The sequence below is a fragment of the Streptomyces sp. NPDC057428 genome (assembly GCF_042803195.1).
Taxonomy (GTDB): Bacteria; Actinomycetota; Actinomycetes; order Streptomycetales; family Streptomycetaceae; genus Streptomyces.
Genome location: NZ_JBHVCT010000185.1, coordinates 1 through 4189, shown reverse-complemented (window position 1 = coordinate 4189; position 4189 = coordinate 1). Strand labels below are relative to the sequence as shown.

The 4189-nt window shown below is 68.2% G+C and carries 6 protein-coding genes; all 6 read left to right on the top strand.

Translation table 11 applies throughout. The annotated features are described in order from the left end of the window. Positions 1–123: 123 nt before the first annotated feature. Positions 124–1509: an L-serine ammonia-lyase gene (locus tag ACFU5K_RS31425; RefSeq protein WP_384068021.1), complete on the top strand. Its 1386-nt coding sequence runs from the start codon at positions 124–126 to the stop codon at positions 1507–1509. 190 nt (positions 1510–1699) lie between these two features. Further along, positions 1700–1972: a hypothetical protein gene (locus tag ACFU5K_RS31420; protein ID WP_384068018.1), complete on the top strand. Its 273-nt coding sequence runs from the start codon at positions 1700–1702 to the stop codon at positions 1970–1972. Further along, on the top strand, positions 1969–2361 hold the full coding sequence (locus tag ACFU5K_RS31415) for a type II toxin-antitoxin system VapC family toxin (protein WP_384068015.1): 393 nt from the start codon (positions 1969–1971) through the stop codon (positions 2359–2361). The genes ACFU5K_RS31420 and ACFU5K_RS31415 overlap by 4 nt, the downstream gene beginning before the upstream one ends. 284 nt (positions 2362–2645) lie before the next feature. Further along, positions 2646–3173 carry a GNAT family N-acetyltransferase gene (locus ACFU5K_RS31410; protein ID WP_384068013.1) on the top strand — a complete coding sequence of 176 codons (528 nt, stop codon included), beginning with the start codon at positions 2646–2648 and terminating at the stop codon, positions 3171–3173. A 328-nt stretch (positions 3174–3501) separates the two neighbouring features. After that, entirely contained in the window at positions 3502–3939 is a 438-nt protein-coding gene (locus ACFU5K_RS31405; protein WP_384068009.1) for a sensor domain-containing protein, read from the top strand. A gap of 57 nt (positions 3940–3996) precedes the next feature. Then, a partial coding sequence (locus tag ACFU5K_RS31400) for a hypothetical protein (protein WP_384068006.1) occupies positions 3997–4189 on the top strand: 193 nt, incomplete at its 3' end.

Here is a 4189-nt window from a genome sequence, read left to right as displayed (position 1 = left end):
CCGCGCACACTGAAGAGTGAGCGCGGTGCCCCCACCCTTGTCCCCCCGCTCTTCGAGCCCACAGGCCCGTCCCGCACCACCCGGCAGACAACGGCGTCAGCCGAACCCCTTAGGAGTCCTTCCGTGGCCATCTCGGTCTTCGACCTCTTCTCGGTCGGCATCGGCCCGTCCAGCTCCCACACGGTCGGCCCCATGCGCGCGGCCCGTATGTTCGCCCGTCGCCTCAAGAACGAGGGCCTGCTGGCCCACACCGCGTCGATACGCGCCGAACTGTACGGCTCCCTCGGCGCCACCGGTCACGGCCACGGCACCCCGAAGGCAGTCCTGCTCGGCCTGGAGGGCGAGTCGCCCCGCACGGTCGACGTCGAGGGCGCGGACGCCCGCGTCGAGGAGATCCGCGCCTCGGGGCGCATCAATCTGCTGGGCATGCACGACATCCCCTTCGACGCCGACGAGCAGCTGGTCCTCCACCGCCGCAAGGCGCTGCCCTACCACGCGAACGGGATGACGGTCTTCGCGTACGACCGCGACGGGGCTCCGCTCCTGGAGAAGACCTACTACTCGGTTGGCGGCGGATTCGTCGTCGACGAGGACGCCGTGGCCGGCGAGGACCCGATCGTCCCGGAGGACACCGTCCTCAAGCACCCGTTCCGCACCGGCGACGAGCTGCTGAGGCTCGCCCGGGAGACCGGCCTGTCCATCTCCTCGCTCATGCTGGAGAACGAGAAGGCCTGGCGGACCGAGGCCGAGATCCGCGCCGGGCTGCTGGAGATCTGGCAGGTGATGCAGGCCTGCGTCACCCGCGGCATGTCCCGGGAGGGCATCCTGCCCGGTGGTCTGAAGGTCCGCCGTCGCGCCGCGAACTCCGCCCGCCAGCTGCGCGCCGAGGGCGACCCGCAGAAGCACGCGATGGAGTGGATCACCCTCTACGCGATGGCCGTCAACGAGGAGAACGCCGCCGGGGGCCGTGTCGTCACCGCCCCGACCAACGGTGCGGCGGGCATCATCCCGGCTGTCCTGCACTACTGGATGAACTTCGCGGCGGGCGGCTGCACCCCGGCCGAGAAGGACGACAGCGTCGTCCGCTTCCTGCTGGCCGCGGGCGCCATCGGCATGCTGTTCAAGGAGAACGCCTCGATCTCCGGCGCCGAGGTCGGCTGCCAGGGCGAGGTCGGCTCCGCCTGCTCCATGGCCGCCGGCGCCCTCGCCGAGGTCCTGGGCGGCTCCCCCGAGCAGGTGGAGAACGCCGCCGAGATCGGCATGGAGCACAACCTGGGCCTGACCTGCGACCCGGTCGGCGGACTGGTCCAGATCCCGTGCATCGAGCGCAACGGCATGGCTGCGGTCAAGGCGGTCACGGCGGCGAAGATGGCGCTGCGCGGCGACGGCAGCCACATGGTCTCCCTGGACAAGGTCATCAAGACCATGAAGGAGACGGGGGCCGACATGAGTGTGAAGTACAAGGAGACCGCGCGGGGCGGGCTCGCGGTGAACATCATCGAGTGCTGAGGTTTCCGGCCCTGACCAGCGCGTTCGCTTCTTTCAGCGCTGTCAGGGCCTTCCCTGCTTTCATGGCGGAAGTCCCTGGAATATCCCTGGGACAGACGTGAGAGTCCCTGAAAAGTCCCTGGTGGATCCCCCGCCAGGGATTACGGGACAGCCCTTACCCAATAACAAGAGTCTTGTTAATCTTGGCCCCATGGCTACCCCCCCGGCGCCCGGCGAAGGACCCGTCCGGCCCGTATCGGTCTCGCTCCACGAAGGCACCATCGCTGCCCTCAAGGCACGTACGGGCAAGCGAGGTATGTCTGCCTACGTCGAGTCCCTCATCCAGCGCCAACTGGAGCGGGACCGACTGCGCGAACTCATCGAGGACGCGGAAGCCGCTCATGGCCCGGTCGACCAGTCGGCTGTCGACGCCAAACGTGCGATCCTCCGCGGCGAGACGGCCAGCTCGGCAGACGCCGCGTGAGCGGCACGCTCGTCCTGGACTGCGAAGGCCTGTCCAAACTGGTACGACGCACACCTGAGATCACCGAGTGGCTTACGGCAGCCGAAGCCGAAGACATCCGCGTCGTCACCAGCTCCGTCACCCTCGTCGAAGCACGCGACCCCAAGGTCAACCAAGCCCGCTTCGACTACGCCGTCTCCCGCGTGAACGTCATCCCGCCCAACGAAGCCATCGCCCGCAACGCGAGCAAACTCCTGGCTGCGGCCGGACTGCACGGCCACAAGTACGCCCTCGACGCCATCGTGGCCGCCACCGCGCTCACCTCGCCGGTCCCAGTGACCGTCCTGACATCGGACCCCGAAGACCTCCTGATGCTCTGCGGCCCCAGCGTCCGCATCATCAAGGTCTGACCGCGAGGCCTCGCCTCGACCCACCCCTTGCGCGGATCAGAGCGCTGCGCGGAAAGCCTCGGGCGGTAGCCCTCTTCGGCCAGCCAGGCACTGACTCGACCGCGCACGTACAGCCATCACTCGGGATCGTCCGCCTCCTCGTCGTCAAACCAGGACTCCGGCTCGTCCGTGAACACCAGCCGCCAGCGACTGGGGCGGGAGGAGGCCAGCGGTGTCGTCGTCTGCGGGAGGTATGCGACGCCACGCCAGGAAAACCACTTGAATCGCAGGCTTACGGTTTCCCTATGGCGACTACGCTCCGTCTGGAAACGGTTACTGCCGCGAACTTCGATGTCGCGATCGATCTGAAGGTCCGCCCTGACCAGGAGCACCTGGTGGCTCCGGTGGCGAAGTCCCTTGCCGAGGCATACGTATACCCAGGCATAGCGTGGCCGCGCCTCATCTTCGACGGCGAGAGGCCAGTCGGCTTCCTCATGGCCTTCCTCGACATCGACTTCGCGGGGGACGGCAAAGGCGCCGACATCCGCTCGGGATTGTGGCGGCTCAACATTGCGGCCGGCGAACAGGGGCGCGGATACGGCCGCTTCGCGGTTGAGTCCGTGGCCGCCGAGATCCGCCGCCGTGGTGGCACCCGACTGACCACCACCTGGCACCCGGGCGAGGACGGCCCCGAGGGTTTCTACCTGGGGCTGGGGTTCCGGCTGACCGGGGAGACGAGCGGGGATCAGACGGTTGGGGAGCTGGAGTTGGGTAAGGCCGATCCGACGAGCGGCGCAGCGCACCTGCAGGGTATGGACAGTTCTTCCTTGTAAGCGCGATTTCCAACCTGCCCGCGAGAAACACGTGCTGAGTCAGCATCACGAGGCGCTCGGCCAGCCCGGCACTGTCATAGTCCTCTCAGCTGCCGGCCTGAGCCGGTCCGGACTCTCCCCCGCAGTCATCGACCGGGCAACCGCAGCGGCTGCCTGTTGCTCCTGTCGCCCGGGCGGGGCCGGACTCGCCGGTCCCGTCCGGACTCAGGGCGCTCAGCTCAACCCCCACGAGAGGAAATCTCACCATGTCCACCTCTGTTTCGGGCTCCGGACGCATCGGGCTGCTGACCGGGCCGTTCCGGCCACGGACGTGGCGGCATGTGCCGCCATGAAGTCCGCCCAGGGCCACGGGAATCAGCAGATGGGCGTGCTGGTCCTGCTGGTCATGCTGGTGGTGGTCACGTTCATCGGGCCGGCGGTCGAGCGGCTGCGCGCCCAGCTCCTGCTCGGCGAGGACATCGGGCGCCGCTCGGGTGTCGGCCGGATCGGGCGCGGCCTCCTCTTCATGCTGGTCAACCTGCTGACCAGCTCGGTCTCGTTCACCCTCGTCGCGGGCTGGTTCATCGTGTCCGCGCGCAATCTGACGTACCCGATCTGGGGCTGGGCGTCCTACCCCACCCCGGCCTGGGGCGGCCCCAGCCCGGCCGGTGCGGTGGCGCTGCACTTCGCGGCCGGTGTGGTGGCCTTCTTCTTCGGCCCCTTGGTCATCGTCGGCGTCACCAACTGGCAGGTGAGGGTGGCCCGCAGCATCGTCGGCAACGGGTGACCCGCCTCGCCGCACAGCACTCTCCGGTTGTCCTGCCCGGTGCAGGGGATGCCGAGCTTGCCGAAGACCGCGGAGGCGCGCTTCGCCACGGTGCCGGGCGAGATGTTGATGACCACCATCGCGATGCCGACCACCAGCGCAGTGCGGAGGCCTGACTCAGACCCGAATCCGCAGGTAGTGCGGGGTGTGTGGCAGCTGATATGGCGACAGGTGCACTTTGCCGGTGAGAAGATCGAGGTTCCTACACCGT

Coding starts and splice junctions, on each gene's coding strand:
- ACFU5K_RS31420 (WP_384068018.1), top strand. CDS start 1,700: ATGGCTACCCCCCCGGCGCCCGGCGAAGGACCCGTCCGGCCCGTATCG.
- ACFU5K_RS31405 (WP_384068009.1), top strand. CDS start 3,502: ATGAAGTCCGCCCAGGGCCACGGGAATCAGCAGATGGGCGTGCTGGTC.
- ACFU5K_RS31410 (WP_384068013.1), top strand. CDS start 2,646: ATGGCGACTACGCTCCGTCTGGAAACGGTTACTGCCGCGAACTTCGAT.